Origin of the sequence: Actinomadura logoneensis (assembly GCF_003428695.1) — a bacterium.
GTDB classification, from domain to species: Bacteria; Actinomycetota; Actinomycetes; order Streptosporangiales; family Streptosporangiaceae; genus Spirillospora; species Spirillospora logoneensis.
On record NZ_QURH01000277.1, the window covers coordinates 1 to 19219 of the forward strand.

The window sequence follows — 19219 nt, forward strand, 5'->3', positions numbered from 1 at the left end:
GGTCCTGCGGGGGCGGCGCGGGCGGGTACGCGGGCGGGTGCCCGAACGGCCCCGGCGAAGCCCCCGGCCCCGGCGCCCCTGCCCCCGTCGCCCCCGGCCCCGGCATCCCGGGCGTCCCGGAACCGGGCGTCCCGGAGGGGCCCGGCATCCCGTAGCCGGGCATTCCGTGTCCCGGCGTCGCCGGACCCGGGTGCTCGGGGCCGCCCGGCCAGCCGACCATCGAGAAAGCCTCGTTCGCCCTGACGACCGGCGCGTCGTCGCGGCCCCGCCACCGGCCCGGCGCGGCGGACATCGCGACCAGCACACCGCCCGCGAGCAGCACCAGCCCGGTGGAGAGCAGGTCGAAGAAGTGCATCAGCCAGAGCCGCCCGCCCGAACCGCCGATGCTCTTCATGACGGAGTACGGGTCGACCAGCCAGACGGCGTTCACCACGCCCAGCACCACGCCGGGGATCAGGGACGCCAGCGGTGACAGGCGGCGCATGCAGAGCGCGCCGAGCAGCACCGCCGTCACCACCAGCAGCAGGATGAGGACGAGCCCCTGCCCGCCCGTTCCCTTCGTGATGTACCGGACCATGATCCTCGTGCGCCACTCGTACTCCCGGTCCGCCAGCAGGCCGAACCAGGCGAGGAGCACCGGGGTCGCGACGAGGCCGATGAGCGCGCCGAGCCCGTGCCGGGCACCGTTGGTCATGTACCACCTCCAGAGGAGCGGCCCCGGGCGACAGGACCGACCGCTCGGACGCCGGTCGGCGGCGTCCGGTTCCTACGTCGAGAACGGGACGGGCGGGAGACGGTCAGCGCCCCTCGCCGCCGAAAGCCTGCGTCCACTCGCCGCCCCGGGGCTCAGCCGGGCCGGGCCGTCCGCCGCCGGGCCGTCCGCCGGGCTCGTGTGCGTGAGACGGCGCCGCCTGGCCGTCGAAGAGCGGCGGGGCCTCGTGCCCGGACACCATCGGCATGCCGGGAGGCGGACTCCACGCCTCGGCGGCCGGACGATCGCCGGCGGCCTCGGAGAACGGGAGCGAGTCGCCCCTGGCACGGCCGCGCCACCGCGACGGCGGGAAGGACGCGAGGAAGAGCACCGCGCCCACCAGCAGCACTATGCCGCTGCGCGCGAGGAACGCGGCGTCCATGCCGTACTGCCCCTTGCCGCCGGGCAGGTCGTCCAGCTTCGCCAACGCCTGCACCGGACGGACCGCCGAGAAGGCGCCCACGCCGAGCAGCGGCGCGCCCGCGATGAGCGAGGCGAGGGGCGACAGCCGGGAGCCGCACAGCAGCGCCACCAGCAGCCCGGTCGCCACCAGGAGGCCCAGGACGAGCAGCCCGTCCGTGACGGATCCGTCCCGGTACGTCCGGGCGATCACGCTCTGCTGCCGGTTGATCCGGTGCGCGCCGAAGATCAGCAGCGCGCCGAGCGCGGGGATCGCGAGGACCCCCGCCAGCACACCGAGGGCGTGTCGGGCTCCGTTGGACATGGAAAACCTCCGGGGGCTGAGCCTGGTCGGTCAACCTAGCCCCGGAGGTTCCAAGATCACAGTCCCTTTGGGGGAAACTGTCAGCTTTTGTTCGGTTTGGACTGTCCGAGTCCGGGCGGGCTGGTCAGGAAGCCGACGCCCCACGAGACGTGCATGGTCGCGAACACCAGCGGCAGCCGCAGCCACGCGGCGAACGGCAGCCCGCGGCCCTCCACGGCCGCCCCGGCGATCATCGCCAGCGCGTACCCGCCGGGCAGGATCCAGCCCGGCCAGAACCCGAACGCCCCGGCCACCGCGCCCGCGACCATCGCCACGACCGCCAGCGGCGGCGCGAGGTAGCGCAGGTTGAGCGTGCCCTGGTGCTCGCGGCCGACCACCCGGCGCCAGCGGCCGGTGTGGTAGTACTGCTTGGCCAGCGCCCGCAGGTTCGGCCGCGGCCGGTAGGTGACCTTCATCCGCGGGGTGAAGAAGATCCTCCCGCCGGTCTGCCGGATCCGGTGGTTCATCTCCCAGTCCTGCGCGCGGACGAACGTCTCGTCGTAGAACCCGACCCGCTCCAGCGCGCTGCGCCGGAACGTCCCGAGGTAGACGGTCTCGACCTCGCCCGGCTCGCCGCCGGTGTGGAACCGCGCGTTGCCGACCCCCAGCTTGGACGTCATCGCCCGCGCCACGGCCTGCTCGAACGGCGTCACGCCCTCGGCGGCCATGATCCCGCCGACGTTGTCCGCACCGGTCTGCTCCATCGTCTCGACGGCGGCCCGGACGTAGTCCGGCGGCAGCAGCGAGTGGCCGTCCACCCGGACGATGATCGAGTACTGGGACGCGCGGATCGCGATGTTCAGCCCCTGCGGCGTCCGCCCGGTGGGGTTCGGGACCACGCGGATCCGCTGGTCGGACGCGGCGAGCCCGCGCGCGATCTCCTCGGTCCGGTCGCGGGACGGCCCGACCGCGAGCACCAGCTCCAGCTCGCCGGGGTAGTCCTGGGTCAGGGTGTGCCGGACCGCGTCGTCGAGGTGGCGTTCCTCGTTCAGCACCGGCATGACCACCGACACCGCAGGCCAGGTGCGTTCGGCGTGCTGGGCGGAACGGACGTCCTGCAGGTCGCTCTGGGTGTGCGAAGGCGGGTTCATCGGGTCCTGGGGTCCAAGGCGGGTCAAGTCGGCGCCACGTTACTGCAAGGACACGAGGTCCAGGTAGCGAACGATTCGGCGTCGTCCACTTTAGAGTGGTGCGGACTCACGTCGGCAAGCGGTGTAGGAGGCGGCGGCCAGCATGACGGACGGGCACGGCTCGACCCGCGGCGGTGGGCGGGGGGACGACGACCCGCTGGAGCGGTACTTCCGGCCCAGGCCGGGAGGGGTGCCGACGGGCTCCCCGGCCGCCGAGGACGGCGAGATCGACGGGGTCACCGTGGACGGCGTGCCCGCTCCCAGGGTGACCGTCGACACCCCGCGCGGCCCGCGCCGTCCGGACCGGGGGACGCCCCCCGCGCTCGGCCCGCGCGCCGTGATGAGCGCGCGGCGGCAGCGGCGGTTCCTGGCCGTCACCGGCACCATGTCGGCGTTCGTGCTGCTCACGTCCGGCGCCGCGTGGGCGTTCCAGAACTACGTGACCGGCACGATCGACAAGGTGTCGGTCGGTGGCCTCGGCGGCGGCAAGGACGCGCCGAAGGGCGCGATGACCATCCTGGTCGCGGGCGTCGACCGGCGCGAGGGCCTGACCCGCGAGCAGCAGCGTAGGGCCAAGCTCGGCCATGAGCCGGGCGAGCGGTCGGACACCATGCTGCTCGTCCACGTGAACCGCGACCACGACAAGGTCAGCGTGGTGAGCCTGCCGCGCGACTCCTACGTGCAGATCCCGGCGCACAAGTCGAACGGGTCCGAGGGCGCCAAGGGCGCGGAGGTCCCGGCCCGGTACGGCAAGCTGACCTGGGCCTACCAGTTCGGCGGCCCCGACCTCACGGTCGCGACGATCAAGCAGGCCACCGGCGTCCCCATCGACCACTACGTCGAGGTCAACTTCTACGGCTTCGTGAACATGGTCGACTCGCTCGGCGGCGTGGACGTCTGCACCGAGCAGGCGGTCAACGACCCGAAGTCCGGCCTCGCCCTCCCGGCCGGGAAGTCGCACGTGGACGGCCTGAAGGCGCTCGCCTACTCGCGCGCCCGCTACACCCTCGGCGACGGCACCGACCTCGGCCGCATCGACCGGCAGCAGGCGTTCATCGCGTCCCTCATGAAGCAGGCCCTCAGCAGCCGGACGCTGAGCGACCCGGTGAAGTCGACCAAGTTCCTGAACGCGGCCCTGCACTCCCTGCGCGTGGACCGCAAGCTCGCCGACGACCTGCCGAAGCTCGCCGACCAGATGAAGGGCGTCTCGACCGACCACGTCACCTTCGCGAAGGTCCCGCTGTCGAACCCGGGCTACAACGTCGTCCTGTGGAACCAGGCGCAGCCGCAGTCCACCGTCCAGTGGGACAAGTCCGCGGCGGACGACCTGTTCACCCGCATCCGGCGCGACCAGCCGCTGACCGAGCCGCCGGCGAAGCCCTCCCCCACCACCCCGGCGGCGTCCCCGACCGCAGACCCCGACGCCCCGACCGTCGCACCGAAGGACATCGACGTCCGCGTCCTGAACGCCGTCGGCACCCCCCGGCTCGCCGCCCGCGCCGGCGGCGACCTGCGCGAGGTCGGCTTCCAGGTCACGGTCGTCCCCGGCATCGCCGAGCGCGGGCGCTCCACCACCCTGATCCAGTACGGCGCGTCCCGCGCCGACTCGGCCAAGACGCTCGCGGCGGCCATCCCCGGCGCCAAGCTCAAGCAGGTGGACGGCCTGGGCTCGCGCATCCAGGTCCTGGTCGGCGACGACTGGACCGGCGCGAAGAAGGTCCACATCACGCCCACGACGTCCCCGTCCGCGACCGCCTCCCCCAGCGACCCGAACACCCACGTGGAGGCCAAGACCGCCAGCGACAAACTCTGCAAGTAACCGGTCGCCGAAAGCCTGCCGACACAGAACGCGCCCCGACTCCCACAGGAGCCGGGGCGCGTCCTCGAAGCCCTACTTGAGGAGCTGGCGGGCCATGACCATGCGCTGGATCTGGTTGGTTCCCTCGTAGATCTGGGTGATCTTGGCGTCGCGCATCATGCGCTCGGCGGGGAACTCGCGGGTGTAACCGTAGCCGCCGAGGAGCTGGACGGCGTCGACGGTGATGTCCATCGCGACGTCCGAGGCGAGGCACTTGCAGGCGGACGAGACGAAGGTCAGGTCCGGGACCTTCTCGCCGTGCATGGCGCGCTCGGACTTGATCGCGGCGTGGTAGGTGAGCTGGCGGGCGCCCTCCAGGCGCATCGCCATGTCGGCCAGCATGAACTGGACGCCCTGGAAGTCGGCGATGGGCTTGCCGAACTGCTTGCGCTCCTTGACGTAGCCGACGGCGTAGTCGAGGGCGCCCTGGGCGATGCCGAGGGCCTGGGCCGCGATGGTGATGCGGGTGTGGTCCAGGGTGGCGAGGGCGGTCTTGAAGCCGGTGCCCTCGGCGCCGATCATCCGGTCCGCGGGGATGCGGACGTTCTCCAGGATGACCTGGCGGGTCGGGGAGCCCTTGATGCCGAGCTTCTTCTCCTTCGGGCCGAAGGAGACGCCCTCGTCCGACTTCTCCACGACGAACGCCGAGATGCCCTTGGCGCCCTTCGCGGGGTCGGTCACGGCCATGACCGTGTAGTACTCCGACACTCCGGCGTTGGTGATCCACATCTTGGCGCCGTTGAGGACGTAGTGGTCGCCGTCCCGCACCGCGCGGGTCTTCATGCCCGCCGCGTCCGACCCCGCGTCGGCCTCCGAGAGGGCGTACGAGAACATGGCCTCGCCCTTGGCCACCGGAGTCAGATACTTTTTCTTCAGCTCTTCGGAGCCGGACAGCAGGACCGGAACCGTGCCGAGCTTGTTCACCGCCGGGATCAGCGAGGAGGAGGCACACGCGCGGGCGACCTCCTCGATGACGATCACGGTGGCCAGGGCGTCGGCCCCGGCGCCCCCGTAGCTCTCCGGGACGTGCACCGCGTGCAGCTCGTTCTGCACCAGCGCGTCCAGGGCCTCCTGGGGGAAGCGGGACTCCTCGTCGACCGCCGCCGCGAACGGGGCGATCTTGGCATCGGCGAGCTCGCGGACCGTCTGGCGGAGCATCTCGTGCTCCTCCGAGGGTGCGTACGCGGGAAAGTCGGGACTCATAGCGCGAATGCTACCCGCCGGTACACTTCCCGTCCGGTGCAGGGACCCCGCATCTGAGCGGGCAAGTCTTGCTGGGAGGCGGCAACACGTCGGGGGACGGACTAGACAGGAGGAAGGGCTTTGACGCACCGCCTGACCGTGATCGGGACGGGCTACCTGGGCGCGACGCACGCGGCCTGCATGGCCGATCTCGGATTCGAGGTCCTGGGTCTGGACGTGGACCGGGAGAAGATCTCCCGGTTGGCCGCGGGGGACCTGCCCTTCTACGAACCGGGGCTGGAGCCCGTCCTGCGGCGGAACCTGGAGAACGGACGGCTGCGCTTCACCACCTCGTTCGAGGAGGTGGCGGAGTTCGGGGACGTCCACTTCATCTGCGTGGGGACGCCGCAGAAGCAAGGCGAGTACGCCGCCGACATGACCTATGTGGACGCCGCCGTCGACGCGCTGGCGCCCCATCTCGACCGGCCGTGCCTGGTCGTGGGCAAGTCGACCGTACCCGTGGGGACGGCCGGGCGGCTCGCCCGGAAGCTGGCCGCCACCGCGCCCGCCGGGGAGGACGCCGTCCTCGCCTGGAACCCCGAGTTCCTGCGCGAGGGCTTCGCCGTCAAGGACACGCTGCACCCGGACCGGATCGTCGTCGGGCTGCCGTCCGACGCCGAGGCCGCGACGCTGGCGGAGAAGACGCTCCGCGAGGTCTACGCCTCGATGATCGCCGAGGGCACCCCGTTCGTCGTCGCCGACTACCCGACGTCCGAGCTGGTCAAGGTCGCCGCGAACGCGTTCCTCGCGACCAAGATCTCGTTCATCAACGCGATGGCCGAGGTGTGCGAGGCCGCGCACGCGGACGTGACCAAACTCTCGGAGGCGCTGTCGCACGACGACCGCATCGGCGGCAAGTTCCTCGGCCCCGGCCTCGGCTTCGGCGGCGGCTGCCTGCCGAAGGACATCCGCGCCTTCATGGCCCGGGCGGGCGAGCTGGGCGCCGACCAGGCGCTCACCTTCCTGCGCGAGGTGGACGAGATCAACATCCGCCGCCGGATCCGCATGGTGGACCTGGCGCGCGAGCTGCTCGGCGGGTCCTTCATCGGCCGGACGGTCGGCGTCCTCGGCGCGGCCTTCAAGCCCGACTCCGACGACGTCCGCGACTCCCCGGCCCTGGACGTCGCGGCGTCCATCCGCGGCCAGGGCGCCCGCGTGACCGTCTACGACCCGAAGGCCATGCCGAACGCGCGCCGCGCCCAGCCCACGCTGAACTTCGGCCCGTCCGCGCCGGACGCCGCCCGCGGCGCCCACGTGGTCCTGCTGCTCACCGAGTGGTCGGAGTTCCGCGAGATGGACCCGCACGCGCTCGCCGAGGTCGTCGCCGAGAAGAACATCGTGGACGGCCGCAACGCCCTCGACCCGGACCACTGGCGCGCCGCCGGCTGGAACTACCGAGCCCTCGGCCGCCCCTGACCCGATGACCCCGCTCTTGGCTGGTCGCCCCCGGCGACCAGCCAAGAGCTTTTTTGTTGCCCCGCCCAACGCGCGCTCGGCCCGGCCGCCGGGTTCGCCGCTGCCGCATCGGGTTGACATATCGAAAGTCGTTGTTATCGAATGTCGATAACAACGACTTTCGATATGGAGCTCCCGTTGACCGCCACACCCCTCCGGCGCGCCGCGCGCAATCCCCTTCGTCCCCTCGACGTGACACTGGACGTCCTGGTCAAGGTGATGACCTCGTTCCTGGTCCTCAGCTCACTCACCATGGTGTTCGGCTCCGGCACCCTCCTCGGGTTCGGCGAGCGGACCATCTGCGTCAGGGACGACTCACCCTCCTTCGACAGTGGCGCGGACCACCTGCCGTCGCTGTTCAAGCCGGGAGTGGTGGCCAGTCAGAGCGGCCTCAGCCTCTGCGTGAACGACCCTTCGTTCGGTCAGCGGGCCCTGAACGTGGCGACCCAGCTGCCGTCGTTCGTCCTGTACTTCGCGGCGATCCTGATGCTCTGGCGGCTGGTGCGGCACGCGGCCCAGGCAGGGCCGTTCCATCCGGGCAACGTCCGCCGGCTCCAGGTCCTCGGCTGGTGGCTCGCGGTCGGGGGCGTGGTCGCCAAGACGGCCGAGGAGGCCGCGCGCACGTCCCTGATCGACGGCATGTACCGGACCGCGGACCTCGACCCGCTCGGCTGGTTCGGCTTCCAGTTCAGCCTGGTCCTCACGGGGTTGGGACTGCTGGCCGTCGCGCGGATCCTGCGGATGGGCGTGGAGATGCGCGAGGACCTGGAGGGGACGGTGTGAGCGGCGACGACCACGCCGTCGAGGTGGGCCTGGACGCGTTGCTGGCCGCGCGGGGGATGACGTTGACGCAGCTCTCCGAGCTGGTGGGCGTCTCGGTGGTGAACCTCTCGGTGCTCAAGAACGGCCGGGCGCGGGCGATCCGCTTCTCGACGCTGACCAGGCTGTGCGAGGTGCTGGACTGCCAGCCCGGGGATCTGCTCAGGGTCCGGCGCGAGGGGCGTTGACCTCCTTGCGGCGGGAAGTGCGGGGCGGGATGCGGGGTTGTGGGTGGCATGAGTGCGGAGTTCGCTGACCAGCAGGTGATCAAGAAGCTGTTGAACGAGTCCCGGACGTGGGCGTTCGTGGGGCTCTCCGACAATCCCGAGCGGGACGCCTTCCAGCAGGCGCGGTTGCTGCAGCAGCGCGGCAAGCGGATCGTGCCGGTGCATCCGGCGGCGGGCGAGGTGCTCGGCGAGCGCGGGTACGCGTCGCTCGCCGAGGTGCCGGACGAGATCGACGTGGTGGGCATCTACCGGCGGACGGAGTTCGCCGGGGCCGTGGTGGACGAGGCTGTCGCCGCCGGCGCGAAGGCGGTGTGGATGCCGCTCGACGTCGTCGACGAGGACGCGGCGCGGCGCGCGCGGGACGCCGGGCTGGACGTCGTCATGGACCGCTGCCCCGGCGTCGAGTGGGCGCTGCGCCGCTGATCACACCCTCTCGCGGCCGAGGACGTGCTCGCTGCCCCAGGCTCCCAGGGGCGCGAGCGCGTCGTTGAGGGCGGCGCCGCGCGGGGTGAGGGAGTACTCGACGCGCGGCGGCACCTCGTCCAGCTCCTCGCGGTGGACGATGCCGTCCTCGATGAGCTCGCGGAGCTGGGCCGCGAGGACCTTCTCGGTGATGCCCGGGAGCGCCCGGCGCAGTTCGCCGAAGCGGTGCACGCGCACGCCCAGCGCCCACAGGATGGACACCTTCCACTTGCCCCCGACGATCTCCATCGCCGCGTCCAGTCCGCACTCGTGCGCGCTCGGCCGCCGCATCACCCGCATCTCCGCCGCCCTCCCAGCCTGATCACTAACGCCAGGGTAACCACGCACCTTGAAGTGCGTACTGTTCGCATTGCGAACGAACCGCCAGGCTGGACGGCATGAGCACCGACACCAAGAAGATCACCATGCTGGGACTCGGCGCGATGGGCGCGGCCGTCGCGCGCTCCTGGCTGTCCGCCGGATACGAGCTGACCGTCTGGAACCGCACCGCCAGCCGCGCCGAGCCGCTCGCCGCCGAGGGCGCCAAGGCCGCCGCGTCCGCCGCCGAGGCCGTCGCCGCGAGCCCGCTCGTCGTCGTCTGCCTGCTGGACGACGCGTCCGTGGAGGAGGCCCTGGCGGACGCCGACCTCACCGGGAAGGACCTGGTCAACCTCACGACCGGCACGCCGGAGCAGGCCCGCGCACGCGCCGCCTGGGCCGCCGGACGCGGCGCCGCCCGCTACCTGGACGGCGGGATCATGGCCGTCCCGCCGATGATCGGCGTCCCGGAGTCCGGCGGGTACGTGTTCTACAGCGGCTCCGGGGAGCTCTTCGAGGAGGCACAGAAGGCGCTGAGCGTCCCGGCGGGCGCCCGGTACGTAGGCGAGGACCCCGGTTCGGCCGCGCTGCACGACGTGGCGCTCCTGAGCGCGATGACCGGCATGTTCGCCGGGGTGTCCCACGCGTTCGCGCTCATGCGCGGCACGGACGTCCCGCCGTCCGGGTTCGCGGCGCTCCTGGTCGAGTGGCTGACCGCCATGGCCGGGTACACGCACGGCGTCGCCGCCCAGTTGGAGAGCGGCGACTACACGCTCGGCGTGACGTCCAACCTGGCGATGATGGTGCAGGGGAACGCCACGCTGCTGCGGACGGCCGAGGAGCGGGGCGTCAGCGCCGAGCTGATCACCCCGTTCACGGCGCTCATGGAGCGCCGCCTCGCCGACGGCCACCCCGACGAGGGCACCACCGGCGTGATCGACCTGCTCCGTTCCTGACCCGGAGGTCAGAGGGATTCGCGGAGGCGGGCGCCCTTCGCCTGGGCCTGGGCCTTGAGCTCCTGCTGGAACGCCTCCATCTTCGCCCGCAGGTCCTCGTCGTTCGCGGCGAGGATCCGGGCGGCCAGCAGCCCGGCGTTCCGGGCCGCGCCGACCGCGACGGTCGCGACCGGGACGCCGGCGGGCATCTGGACGATCGACAGCAGCGAGTCCATGCCGTCCAGGTACTTCAGCGGCACCGGGACGCCGATCACCGGCAGCGGCGTCACCGACGCCAGCATGCCGGGCAGGTGGGCCGCGCCGCCCGCCCCGGCGATGATCACCTTGAGGCCGCGGGACGCCGCGTCCGTGCCGTAGGCGATCATCTCGTGCGGCATCCGGTGCGCGGACACCACGTCCGCCTCGTACGGGACGCCGAACTCCTCCAGGGCCTCGGCGGCGGCCTTCATGACCGGCCAGTCCGAGTCGCTGCCCATCACGACGCCCACGACGGGGGTGCTCATCCGGCGTTCTCCTTCGCGGTCGCGCGGTCCGCCATGGCGGGGCCCCAGCGCAGGTAGTCGGCGGCGTGCCGGGCGCGTTCGCGCAGGTCGGCCAGGTCGTCGCCGAGGACGGTCACGTGCCCGATCTTGCGCCCCGGCCGGACGTGCTTGCCGTAGAAGTGGATCTTGACGCCGGGGTCGTGCGCCATCACGTGGAAGTACCGGGAGTACAGGTCCAGGTCGTCGCCGCCGAGGACGTTCGCCATGACCGTCCAGCGGGCGGCGGGCTCGGTCGAGCCGAGCGGCAGGTCCAGGACGGCGCGCAGGTGCTGCTCGAACTGCGAGGTGCGGGCGCCCTCGATCGTCCAGTGCCCCGAGTTGTGCGGACGCATCGCCAGCTCGTTGACCAGCAGGCCGTCCTCGGTCTCGAACAGCTCGACCGCCAGCAGCCCCGTCACGCCCAGCTTGTCGGCGATGTCCAGGGCGAGGCGCTGCGCCTGCTCGGCGCGGTCGGACGACAGGCCGGGCGCGGGCGCGATCACCTCGACGCAGATCCCGTCCTCCTGGACGGTCTCGACCACCGGGTACGCGGCGCCCTGCCCGTAGGGCGAGCGGGCGACGAGCGCGGCGATCTCGCGGCGGAAGGAGACCATCTCCTCGGCCATCAGCGGGACGTCCTGGCCGAGCAGTTCGGCGACCTGGGGGTCGTCCAGGTCCTTGACCACCCAGACGCCCTTGCCGTCGTAGCCGCCGCGGGTGGCCTTGAGCACCAGCGGGAGGCCGTGCTCGCCGGCGAACCGCTCCAGCGCCGCCCGGTCCGGGACGGGGGCGAACGCCGGGCAGGGCGCGCCGAAGCCGCTCAGCCGCTCGCGCATGACCAGCTTGTCCTGGGCGTGCCGGAGGGCGTCCGCGCTCGGCCGGCACGGCACCCCGGACGCCTCGACGGCCTCGATGTGCGGGCCGGGGACGTGCTCGTGGTCGAAGGTGAGCACGTCGCAGTCCGCGGCGAACGCCGTCAGGTCGGCTTCGGACCGGTCGTCGCCGACGGACGTGCCGGGCGTCACCCGGGCCGCCGAGTCGTCCGCCGATCCGGCCAGCACCCGCAGCGACACGCCGAGCGCGATCGCCGCCTGCTGGGTCATCCGGGCGAGCTGCCCGCCTCCGGCCATGCCGACCACGGGGGTCCGGCCCGCGGCGTCGCCACCGCTCTGAGCTGCGTCTCTCACGCAGAGAAGGGTATCGGGCGCCGACACGGGGGACACTCCGATCAGGCCCGAAATCGACGGGCATGAACTCTTTGGGTAATCAGTACGTCCAAGGAGGTAAGTCCGGAGAAGTCCGGGGCATGCAGGGGAACTGAGCGGTTACGGCGAAACGTTCTTGTTCTGGCGCCGCGGAGGCGGCTTGCGTCTATTCTCGATGTGCCTCGACGGTTCACCCACCGGCCGGAGCCCAGAGCCCGAGCCCTGCCACCGCCGACCGCAACACCCGCAGTACCGAGGTCCGGAAGGACGGGTCCCTTACGTGAGCTTTGTCGCCAATCTCTACCGACGGTTCGCGCACATCGTGCACGAACTGGCGAAGTTCGGCAGCATCGGCGCCCTCGCGTTCGTGATCACCACGGGCCTCGGCAACCTGCTCCACGTGGGCTTCGGAGTCGGCGAGCTCACGTCCACGGGCGTCGGCACGGTCGTGGCCGCCACGTTCGCCTACCTCGCCAACCGGTACTGGACGTTCCGCCACCGCGAGCAGAGCGGCATGGGCCGCGAGTACGTGACCTTCTTCGTGCTCAACGGCGTCGGACTGCTGATCACCTGGCTCATCCAGGGCTTCGTCAAGTTCGCGCTCGACCAGCGCGGCTGGATCGCCTACAACGCGTCCCTGGTCGTCGGCACCGGCGTCGCGACCCTCTTCCGCTACTGGGCCTACAAGAAGTGGGTCTTCCTGCCCGAGGGCGCCCCGCCCGTCACCGCCGGCGGCCTGCCCGACCCGGCCGCCGCCCGCGCCGTCCAGGACGGGGCCCCCACCGGCGCGAGCACGCCGCTGGAGCCGTCCCGCACGCAGCCCGAGGGCATGGCCGAGTTCTCCCGCACCCCGCTGAACACCTGATCCGCAAGCCTGAACACCTGATCCGCACGCCGCCCTCGGTCGCCGTCCGTCGCGGACGCCCGCCCGCGCGGCTCCGGGCTCAGACCGGGCCGATGACCACGCGCTCCTCGGCGAGCCTGGCCTCGGACGCCTGGCGCAGGAAGATCCCGAAGGTCGCCGGACGGGACTGGATCAGTTCGAGCCGTCCGCCGTCCACCGCCGCGAGCGACCGGGCCAGGTAGAGGCCGAGGCCGGTGCCCTGGCCACCGCTGACGCTGCGCTCGAAGATCCGGGGCTCCAGGTCGGGCGGGATGCCGGTGCCCTGGTCGCCGATCTCCACCACGACCGACGCGGCGCCCTGCTTGGTGTTGATCGTGACGACGCCGTCGCCGTGCACCAGCGAGTTGTCCAGCAGGGTCGCGACGATCTGGGAGAGGCCCTCGGGCGTGGTCATGCCGACCAGGCCCTGCTCGCCGATGATCCGGATGTCCCGGCCGTCCCGGCGGAAGATCGGCCGCCACTCCTCCACCTGCTGCTCGATGATCTGGTCGATCGGCGCGGCCACGGCGCCGCCCGTCCGGTCGTGCCGGGCGCGGGCGAGCAGTTGCTCGACCACCGCGACCAGCCGCTCGGTCTGCGCGATCGCCGCCGCGCCCTCCTCCCGGACGACGTCCGGGTAGTCGGCGGCCTCGATCATCTCCTCCAGCCGCATGGTGAGCGCGGTCAGCGGGGTGCGGAGCTGGTGGCTGGCGTCGGAGGCGAACTCGCGGCTGGCGGCGAGCAGGTCGGCGATCCGGACGGCGCTGTTGTCGAGCACCTCGGCGACCCGGTCCACCTCGGGGATGCCGTACCGGCGGCGGCGCGGCCGGGCGTTCCCGGTGCCGAGCCGGTCGGCGGTCTCGGCGAGGTCGATCAGCGGCAGGGTGAGCTTGCGGGCCTGGAACATCGCGAGTCCCACGGTCACCGCGACGCCGAGCGCGGCCAGGCTGCCGATCAGCAGCATCTGCCGGAGCGCCTCGTCCCGCACCTGCTGGGCGGGCTGCGCCACCTGGACGTGCACGCCGGACACGGTCGCCGTGGCGGTGAGCTGGTCGTCCACGCTGCGGGGCGGGGTGCCCGCGGTGACCGTCCGGTTGTCCGGCAGGGTGATGACGATGTACCGGCCGGGGTACTCCTGCGCGATCTTGTCGCGGGTGACGGGCTGGTGCGACTCCAGGCTGAAGCCGACGCCGCCGACGATGGAGCTGGCCTCGCGCTCGAGCGCCTGCTTCGCCTCCTCGTAGATGAGCTTGTTGGTGGCGTAGGCGAGGGGTATGCCGAGCAGCAGGATCGCGACGATCGCCACGGCGAGCGTCGACAGGAGCAGTCGGCGCCTCATCGGGCCTCCTCAACGAGAGGCGGTGCGCCGGAACCGCTCGGGACGGCCCGGCCCCCGTACGGGTTGGACGTTGACCGCGCGGCCGGAGGGGACGACCCCCGTTCCCCCGGGCGGCGCGGAGGTGGTGTACGAACGGTGCGGCCCCGGCACGCGGGGAGGAGCCGTGCGGGCATGCGGCCCACGCGGCGCTAGGTGCCGGGAGGACCCTCACGGGTCCGGCGGGACACGCGAAGACGGCGGATGCGCTCCGCGCCCTCGGCGCAGGGTATGCGCTCCACCCAAATCACGTGTCCCGTAGCTCTTCCTGTTGTCGGTGCGGCGGACGGACTCCCGCCGCCGCACCCGGCCCGGCCGTCCGCCGGTCCGGAACCCGTGAGGCCGTCGGTCCCGGACCCGTGAGGCCGTCGACCGCCGCTCCCCCGGTGGCCGCCGCTCCTCGGTGGTCGAACCCCCGGTGGTCGAACCCCCGGTGATCGAACCCCCGGTGGTCGGGCCCCGGCGGTCAGGTACCCGGTGGCCGGTCGCCGTGGCCGCTCGGGACGGGCACGGCGACCGGGCCGGTGCGTTCGCGGCGCCCGATCCCCTGGGGCGCCGCGCCCGTCCTGACCGGTGGCCCGGCCGGCCGTCGTGGCCGGTCCGCGCGGACGGCGCGGCGGGAGCGGTCAGTCGCCGCGCTCGAACCGGAAGCCGACGCCCCGCACGGTGGTGATGTAGCGGGGGCTGCCGGCGTCGTCGCCGAGCTTGCGCCGTAGCCACGAGATGTGCATGTCGAGGGTCTTCGTGGAACCCCACCAGTTGGTGTCCCACACCTCGCGCATGATCTGCTCCCGCGTGACGACCTTGCCGGCGTCGCGGACCAGCACGCGGAGCAGGTCGAACTCCTTGGTGGTGAGCTGGAGCTCCTGGTCGCCCATCCAGGCCCGGCGGGACTCGGCGTCGATCCGCACGCCCTGCACGATGGGCGTCTCGGTGCTGCCGCGGCGCAGCAGGGCCCGGACGCGGGCCAGCAGCTCGGCGAGCCGGAAGGGCTTGGTCACGTAGTCGTCGGCGCCGGCGTCCAGGCCGACGACGGTGTCCACCTCGTCGGCTCGCGCGGTCAGGATCAGGATCGGCACACCGTGGCCCTCCGCGCGGACCCGACGCGCGACCTCCAGACCGTCCAGCTCGGGCAGCCCGAGGTCCAGCACGATCAGGTCGACGCCTCCGCCGAGCGCCCGCTCCAGGGCCTGCGGCCCGTCCGGGCTGACTTCGACGGTGTACCCCTCGCGCCGCAGCGCGCGGGCGAGAGGCTCGGAGATGGACGTGTCGTCCTCGGCGAGCAGTACTGAGGTCATGAACCGATCGTATGGCCATTCATGAACGTTTCCTGGCTACCGCCGCGCTCTTGACCTGCGGTTTGCCACTCGTAGTACATCCTCGAATGCAGACATTTCTCCACACCCCCGGAGGTATCCGCACGTGCCGCCCCTCGACCCGGTCGCGGCCCGGCCGGCGGGAGCGGTGCTGTTCGTCCTGCTCGGCTCCGTCCAGTTCCTGCTGGTGCCCGATGGTTTCCAGCACGCGCCTTATGTCGGCGTGTGTCTGATTCTTGCCGTTCTCATGTCCTTCGGCGGGGCCGCCGGGTTCCTCGCGGAGGCGTCCGTCCGGGTGTGGTGGTACGCGCTCGCCGAGGGCGTCGCGAATGTGCTGGGAGTCACCGGCACGGCGGTCTGGGGCCTCCCCCTGGTGGACGCCTGCACGGGCGCCTGCACGGGCGCCTGGACGCGCTGGACGCACCCGGTCCTGCTGCTCATGGGCGCGGCCCTCGCCGCCCTGTCCGCCTGGGCGGTCCACTCGCGGCTCCACCACCATCGTGCCGGATCACCGGTCACCTCGGCACGGGAACGCCGGCATCGGCCACCACGGCGACCGCGTCGGCAACGACGCTGATCACCCCTTCCCCGCCGGCCGCCCGTTCGGCCGGGGCGGGGGCCGGGGTCTCGGTGACCTTGCCGGACGCCAGGACGAGCCGTCCCGGGCCGAGGTCGAGCGGGTCGTCGCCGAGGTTCACGGCGACGCGGAGACCGCCCCGCCGCATGACCAGCCACCTCTCGCCCGTCTCGACGCGGACGCGGGTCAGGTCGGGGTCGGTGAACTCGGGCCGGGCGCGGCGGAGGGCGATCAGCGCGCGGTACCACTCCAGCAGCTCGCGGTGGCGGCCCGCCTCCGGCTCCGTCCAGTCGAGGACGGACCGCCGGAAAGTATCCACAGCCTGTGGATCGGGAACCTCGCCCCGCCAGCCGTGGTCGGCGAACTCGCGGCGGCGTCCCTCGGTGACGGCGCGGCCGAGCTCGGGTTCGCGGTGGTCGGTGAAGTAGCACCAGGGCGTGGACGCGCCCCACTCCTCGCCCATGAACAGCATCGGCGTGAACGGGCCGAGCAGCAGCAGCGCCGCGCCGATCTTGAGGCGGTCGAGCGGAAGCCCGGAGCCGTCCGGGCCGGAGAGCCGGTCGCCCGCGGCGCGGTTGCCGATCTGGTCGTGGTTCTGGAGCGAGACGACGAAGCGGTGCGCCGGGGTCCGGGCCCGGTCGACCGGACGGCCGTGGCGGCGCCCCCGGTAGGTCGAGTAGCCGCCGTCGTGGACGAACGCGCTGGTCAGAGCCTTGGCGAGGGTGCGCGTCGCGCCGAAGTCGACGTAGTACCCCTGGCGTTCGCCGGTGAGCAGGGCGTGCAGGGCGTGGTGCACGTCGTCGTCCCACTGGGCGCTGACGCCGTGCCCGCCCGCCTCGCGCGGCGTGATCACGCGCGGGTCGTTCAGGTCGGACTCGGCGATCAGGAACGGCGCGCGGCCGAGCCGGGCGGCCAGCGCGTCCACGGCGGCCGACAGCTCCTCCAGGACGTGGACGGCCCGCTGGTCGCGGATGGCGTGGACGGCGTCCAGCCGCAGGCCGTCCAGGTGGAAGTCGCGCAGCCACATGAGGGCGTTCTCGATCATGAACGCGCGGACTCCGTCCGAGCCCGCCTGGTCGAAGTTGACGGCGTCGCCCCACGGGGTGGCGTAGGCGTCGGTGAAGTACGGGCCGTAGTCCCGGAGGCGGTTCCCGGACGGGCCGAGGTGGTTGTAGACGACGTCCAGGACGACGGCGATCCCCCGGGCGTGCGCGGTGTCGACGAACCGTTTCAGGGCGTCCGGGCCTCCGTAGGGCTCGTGGACGGCCCACAGGCACACGCCGTCGTACCCCCAGCCGTGGTGGCCGGAGAAGGCCGCGAGGGGCATCAGCTCCACGGCGTCAACGCCCAGCTCGACCAGGTGGTCGAGGCGCGCGGCGGCGGCGTCGAGGGTCCCCTCCGGGGTGAACGTGCCGACGTGCAGCTCGTAGAGCACCGAACCGGCGAGCGGACGTCCCCGCCACGCGCCGTCGGTCCAGCGGAACCGGTCGTGGTCGTAGACGCGGCTGGGGGCGTGGACGCCCCGCGGCTGCCAGGCGGAGCGCGGGTCGGGCAGCACCTCGTCGCGGTCGTCCAGCAGGAAGCCGTAGTCGGTGCCGTGGCCCGCCCCGGGGACGTCGGCGGTCCACCAGCCGTCCCCGGCGGGCGCCAGCGGCACCGTCACCGGGTCGTCCGGGGCCGTGAGGGCGACGGCGACGTTCCGGGCGGACGGGGACCAGACGGAGAAGCGGGTCATGCGCGGTCCTCCGGGACGAGCAGGGCGACGGGCATGCGTTCCAGCACGACGGCCAGCTCCAGCAGGGGCCCCCGGTGGACCTCGCCGGTGAGCAGGTCGCGCCACTCCCCCTCGCCGCCCGGGTCGAGCAGCGTGGACGTCCAGCCGCCGAGCCGGTCCAGCGCGACGGGGAGGCGGGTCGCGACGGTGACGGCCCGGCCCCGGCGGAAGGCCACGGCGTGTTCGGCGGCCGGGCCGACGGCCGTCAGCGGCTCGTGCGGGCTCGGCGGGGCGAACCAGGACGGCTCGTCCCGGCGGAGCCGCAGCGCCCGCGAGGTGACCAGCAGCTTCTCGTCGTCCAGGCCGCCGGGCGGGGCGTCGTCGTCCAGGCGGGCGAGCGCGGCGCGGCGGCGCTCGAAGTCGACCGGCCGGCGGTTGTCGGGGTCCACCAGGGAGCCGCCGACCAGCTCGCAGCCCTGGTAGACGTCCGGGACGCCCGGCACCGTGAGCTGGACGATCTTCTGCCCCAGCGCGTTCACGCGGGTCGCGGGCTCCAGCCGGGCGGCGAACCGGATGACCTCCTCGGCGGTCCCGGACGACAGGGCCGTGTGCAGGTACTCCAGGACGGCCCGCTCGTACCCCTCGTCCGGGGTGATCCAGTTCGTCCTGGTCTTGGCCTCGCGCATGGCCTTGGTCAGGAATCCGGCCATCCGCTCCTCGGTGATCGGCCACGCCCCGACGAGCGTCTGCCACATCAGGTACTCCAGGTCCGGTTCCAGGGGCGACGACGGCGCGCGCCACACCCGGACGGCGCTCTCCCACTCGTGCGGGATCTCGGCGAGCACGGCCAGCCGGGCCCGGACGTCCTCCTGCCGCTTGGTGTCGTGGGTGGACAGGGTGGTCAGGCTCAGCGGCCTGCCGGCGGCGACCCGGCGGCAGTGCGCGTGGAAGTCGGCGGGCGTGACGGCGAACCGGGCGGGGTCGCCGCCGACCTCGTTCAGCGCGGCCATCCGCGACCAGCGGTAGAACGCGGTGTCCTCGACGCCCTTGGCGGCCAGCGGCGCGCTGACCTGCTGGAACCGGACGACGAACTCCGGGTCGCCGTGCAGCGCCTCGTGCGCGACCTCCGGCACGAGCGGCGCGGAGCATTCGCGGGACGCCTCGTCCAGCACGCGGCGGGCCTGCTCGGGCGGCTCCTCGCCGGGCGTGACGTAGGCGCGGTACACCCGCATCGCCACGAGCAGTTCGACCAGGGCGGCGCGGAGCGCGTCGAGATCGTCCGCCGGACGGGCCCGCACCAGGACGCGGTGCAGCCGGTCGATCTCCGGGCGCAGCCCGTGCTCGGCGACGTACCGGCGGGCCTCGCGCTCGACCTCGGCGAACGCGGTCGCGCCCCCGGTGAACTCCGCATAGGCCCTGGTCAGGGGCTTCTCGCCCGCCGGGTCGAGGAAGAGGCCTCCGATCATGCCGAGCGCGTCGTAGCCGGTGGTGCCCGCGCAGTCCCAGTCGGCGGGCAGGTCCTCGCCGGGCGCGGTGATCTTCTCCACCAGCACCCAGGGCCGTCCGCCGCCCCCGGCCGGGTCGCCGGGCCCGGCGGGGCCAGGGTCGCCTTCGGGGGCGGTGCCGGGCCCGGCGGGGCCCAGGGCC

At 72.8% G+C, this 19219-nt stretch carries 18 protein-coding genes and 1 pseudogene; 8 read left to right on the forward strand and 11 right to left on the reverse strand.

The genetic code is table 11. The annotated features are described in order from the left end of the window. The 3 genes and pseudogenes from DZF91_RS42695 to DZF91_RS16450 all read right to left on the reverse strand — a co-directional run. Positions 1-694, reverse strand: a pseudogene (locus tag DZF91_RS42695) (hypothetical protein); the annotation flags it as partial. A 103-nt stretch (positions 695-797) separates the two neighbouring features. Next, entirely contained in the window at positions 798-1475 is a 678-nt protein-coding gene (locus DZF91_RS16445; RefSeq protein ID WP_147341179.1) for a hypothetical protein, read from the reverse strand. Between the two features lie 80 nt (positions 1476-1555). Continuing rightward, positions 1556-2605, reverse strand: a complete 1050-nt coding sequence (locus DZF91_RS16450; protein ID WP_117358339.1) for a glycosyltransferase family 2 protein — start codon at positions 2603-2605, stop codon at positions 1556-1558. Positions 2606-2747: 142 nt separating this feature from the next. On the opposite strand from DZF91_RS16450, the gene DZF91_RS16455 reads away from it, so the two are divergent. Continuing rightward, positions 2748-4463, forward strand: coding sequence for an LCP family protein (locus DZF91_RS16455; protein ID WP_117358340.1), 1716 nt, complete (start codon positions 2748-2750; stop codon positions 4461-4463). 72 nt (positions 4464-4535) lie between these two features. Here the strand turns inward: DZF91_RS16455 and DZF91_RS16460 are convergent, their stop codons facing one another. Continuing rightward, on the reverse strand, positions 4536-5705 hold the full coding sequence (locus DZF91_RS16460) for an acyl-CoA dehydrogenase (protein ID WP_117358341.1): 1170 nt from the start codon (positions 5703-5705) through the stop codon (positions 4536-4538). 180 nt (positions 5706-5885) lie between these two features. Here DZF91_RS16460 and DZF91_RS16465 point away from each other — a divergent pair, with 180 nt between their 5' ends. The 4 genes from DZF91_RS16465 to DZF91_RS16480 all read left to right on the forward strand — a co-directional run bounded on the left by DZF91_RS16465 (position 5886) and on the right by DZF91_RS16480 (position 8668). Further along, the gene (locus tag DZF91_RS16465) at positions 5886-7160 is read left to right on the forward strand and encodes a UDP-glucose dehydrogenase family protein (RefSeq protein WP_235834346.1); all 1275 of its coding nucleotides are present in this window, start codon (positions 5886-5888) and stop codon (positions 7158-7160) included. 177 nt (positions 7161-7337) lie between these two features. Beyond that, complete coding sequence (locus tag DZF91_RS16470; protein WP_158587959.1) at positions 7338-7982, forward strand: DUF2975 domain-containing protein; 645 nt, start codon at positions 7338-7340, stop codon at positions 7980-7982. Further along, entirely contained in the window at positions 7979-8206 is a 228-nt protein-coding gene (locus tag DZF91_RS16475) for a helix-turn-helix domain-containing protein (protein WP_117358344.1), read from the forward strand. The genes DZF91_RS16470 and DZF91_RS16475 overlap by 4 nt, the downstream gene beginning before the upstream one ends. A gap of 48 nt (positions 8207-8254) precedes the next feature. Then, complete coding sequence (locus DZF91_RS16480; protein ID WP_117358345.1) at positions 8255-8668, forward strand: CoA-binding protein; 414 nt, start codon at positions 8255-8257, stop codon at positions 8666-8668. On the opposite strand, the gene DZF91_RS16485 is transcribed toward DZF91_RS16480, so the two are convergent. Next, the gene (locus DZF91_RS16485; RefSeq protein WP_117358346.1) at positions 8669-9007 is read right to left on the reverse strand and encodes a winged helix-turn-helix transcriptional regulator; all 339 of its coding nucleotides are present in this window, start codon (positions 9005-9007) and stop codon (positions 8669-8671) included. A gap of 89 nt (positions 9008-9096) precedes the next feature. Here DZF91_RS16485 and DZF91_RS16490 point away from each other — a divergent pair, with 89 nt between their 5' ends. Beyond that, positions 9097-9981, forward strand: coding sequence for an NAD(P)-dependent oxidoreductase (locus DZF91_RS16490; RefSeq protein WP_117358347.1), 885 nt, complete (start codon positions 9097-9099; stop codon positions 9979-9981). Positions 9982-9989: 8 nt separating this feature from the next. On the opposite strand, the gene purE is transcribed toward DZF91_RS16490, so the two are convergent. Next, positions 9990-10484, reverse strand: coding sequence for a 5-(carboxyamino)imidazole ribonucleotide mutase (gene purE / locus DZF91_RS16495; RefSeq protein ID WP_117358348.1), 495 nt, complete (start codon positions 10482-10484; stop codon positions 9990-9992). Beyond that, positions 10481-11689, reverse strand: coding sequence for a 5-(carboxyamino)imidazole ribonucleotide synthase (locus tag DZF91_RS16500; RefSeq protein WP_268915947.1), 1209 nt, complete (start codon positions 11687-11689; stop codon positions 10481-10483). The genes purE and DZF91_RS16500 overlap by 4 nt, the downstream gene beginning before the upstream one ends. 298 nt (positions 11690-11987) lie before the next feature. Between DZF91_RS16500 and DZF91_RS16505 the strand changes: the two genes are divergently transcribed. After that, complete coding sequence (locus tag DZF91_RS16505) at positions 11988-12572, forward strand: GtrA family protein (RefSeq protein ID WP_235834344.1); 585 nt, start codon at positions 11988-11990, stop codon at positions 12570-12572. A 79-nt stretch (positions 12573-12651) separates the two neighbouring features. Here the strand turns inward: DZF91_RS16505 and DZF91_RS16510 are convergent, their stop codons facing one another. Then, positions 12652-13929 (reverse strand): ATP-binding protein, encoded by a 1278-nt coding sequence (locus tag DZF91_RS16510; protein WP_117358350.1) that lies wholly within the window; start codon positions 13927-13929, stop codon positions 12652-12654. Positions 13930-14591: 662 nt separating this feature from the next. Then, positions 14592-15263 (reverse strand): response regulator transcription factor, encoded by a 672-nt coding sequence (locus tag DZF91_RS16515; protein WP_019629095.1) that lies wholly within the window; start codon positions 15261-15263, stop codon positions 14592-14594. 124 nt (positions 15264-15387) lie between these two features. Here DZF91_RS16515 and DZF91_RS16520 point away from each other — a divergent pair, with 124 nt between their 5' ends. Continuing rightward, positions 15388-15858: a hypothetical protein gene (locus tag DZF91_RS16520; protein WP_117358351.1), complete on the forward strand. Its 471-nt coding sequence runs from the start codon at positions 15388-15390 to the stop codon at positions 15856-15858. On the opposite strand, the gene treZ is transcribed toward DZF91_RS16520, so the two are convergent. Both treZ and DZF91_RS39845 read right to left on the reverse strand, forming a co-directional pair. Then, on the reverse strand, positions 15797-17593 hold the full coding sequence (gene treZ, locus DZF91_RS16525) for a malto-oligosyltrehalose trehalohydrolase (RefSeq protein WP_117358352.1): 1797 nt from the start codon (positions 17591-17593) through the stop codon (positions 15797-15799). The genes DZF91_RS16520 and treZ overlap by 62 nt on opposite strands. Further along, positions 17590-19219 (reverse strand): malto-oligosyltrehalose synthase (locus tag DZF91_RS39845; RefSeq protein WP_199486685.1); only part of this gene is annotated, 1630 nt, incomplete at its 5' end. The genes treZ and DZF91_RS39845, both read right to left, overlap by 4 nt.

Coding starts and splice junctions, on each gene's coding strand:
- treZ (WP_117358352.1), bottom strand. CDS start 17,593: ATGACCCGCTTCTCCGTCTGGTCCCCGTCCGCCCGGAACGTCGCCGTC.
- DZF91_RS16485 (WP_117358346.1), bottom strand. CDS start 9,007: ATGCGGGTGATGCGGCGGCCGAGCGCGCACGAGTGCGGACTGGACGCG.
- DZF91_RS16445 (WP_147341179.1), bottom strand. CDS start 1,475: ATGTCCAACGGAGCCCGACACGCCCTCGGTGTGCTGGCGGGGGTCCTC.
- DZF91_RS16455 (WP_117358340.1), top strand. CDS start 2,748: ATGACGGACGGGCACGGCTCGACCCGCGGCGGTGGGCGGGGGGACGAC.
- purE (WP_117358348.1), bottom strand. CDS start 10,484: ATGAGCACCCCCGTCGTGGGCGTCGTGATGGGCAGCGACTCGGACTGG.
- DZF91_RS16480 (WP_117358345.1), top strand. CDS start 8,255: ATGAGTGCGGAGTTCGCTGACCAGCAGGTGATCAAGAAGCTGTTGAAC.
- DZF91_RS16465 (WP_235834346.1), top strand. CDS start 5,886: ATGGCCGATCTCGGATTCGAGGTCCTGGGTCTGGACGTGGACCGGGAG.
- DZF91_RS16460 (WP_117358341.1), bottom strand. CDS start 5,705: ATGAGTCCCGACTTTCCCGCGTACGCACCCTCGGAGGAGCACGAGATG.
- DZF91_RS16510 (WP_117358350.1), bottom strand. CDS start 13,929: ATGAGGCGCCGACTGCTCCTGTCGACGCTCGCCGTGGCGATCGTCGCG.
- DZF91_RS16450 (WP_117358339.1), bottom strand. CDS start 2,605: ATGAACCCGCCTTCGCACACCCAGAGCGACCTGCAGGACGTCCGTTCC.
- DZF91_RS16515 (WP_019629095.1), bottom strand. CDS start 15,263: ATGACCTCAGTACTGCTCGCCGAGGACGACACGTCCATCTCCGAGCCT.